Raw genomic sequence first — 1,036 nt, forward strand, 5'->3', positions numbered from 1 at the left:
GTCACCGAGTAGGGCAGGGCGCTCTTCCGGCCGGGGTAGTCGGCGGTCTGCTCCATGAGCGGCCACAGGTCGGGGTTGATGGTGTCGGCCTGCGGCAGGTCGGACAGGTCCGTCAGCGCACCGTGCTCGACGAACGGCACGACCGAGAAGTTGTAGTTCCAGCAGCCGAGGTCCGGCGGTCGGTTCCGGACGAAGTTCGCGGACATGCTCGAGGTCGAGTCGCGGACGACCCGGATCTTCGACTGGGTCTGGTGGAACCGTGCGATGAGCTCGTCGAAGTAGCCGATGACCTCGGGCTTCGACACGTAGAACGTGATGGTCTCCGGCCTGGCGCTCGAGGACCCGATCGGGGCGCACCCGGCGAGCGCGAGGCCCGCCCCGATGCCGCCCGCTCCCAGCAGGAACGAGCGTCGGCTGACCGAGGCTGCGTTCCTGGCGGTGGCGTGTGCTTGCACGTCGTCTCCGTCCGTCCGGACCCGGCGTCCCTGCCGTTCCGTCCCGCGAGCGGCTCCGATGCAGCCCGCGGAACTAAATGTAGCGAGAAAATCTAATTCTGCAAGGAACTCGTCGCACGATAGGGTCACGGCATGCCGCCACCCCGTGGAACGAGCGCAGAGACGCTGCTCGCGTACGCCTTCGACTCCGCGGCGTTCACCGCGACCGAGGCGATCGACGCCACCGGGCTGACCCGGTCGACCGTCCTGGGTGCGGCCGAGGAACTCGTCCGGCTCGGCTGGCTCCGCGAGCTCGACGACGCCCGTGCCGCGGGGGAGTACCGGATGGGACGCCCCGCCCGGCGCTACGAACTCGACACCGTCGCCGGGGTCGTCGTCGGCGTGGACGCCGGCCAGCACCGGGTCACCACCTTCGTCGCCGACCTGCGCGGCACCGTCCTGGGCCGTGCCGAGGGGGCGCTCGGTGCATCTGGCCTCGACGTGCCCGTGCGGCTCCGGGTCATCGCCGACACCGTGGCCGCTGCGCTCGCTTCGGCAGGCGTCGACCGCACCCGGGTCCTGGTCACCGTCGTGGGTGTCCC

2 pseudogenes are annotated in these 1,036 nt (G+C 70.6%); one reads left to right on the forward strand and one right to left on the reverse strand.

The annotated features are described in order from the left end of the window. Positions 1–455: pseudogene (locus tag BACI9J_RS23545) on the reverse strand (twin-arginine translocation signal domain-containing protein); the annotation flags it as partial. Positions 456–587: 132 nt separating this feature from the next. Here BACI9J_RS23545 and BACI9J_RS23550 point away from each other — a divergent pair. Continuing rightward, positions 588–1,036: pseudogene (locus tag BACI9J_RS23550) on the forward strand (ROK family protein); the annotation flags it as partial.

It is taken from the genome of Arthrobacter sp. 9V, from assembly GCF_902506065.1.
Lineage (GTDB): Bacteria > Actinomycetota > Actinomycetes > Actinomycetales > Micrococcaceae > Arthrobacter.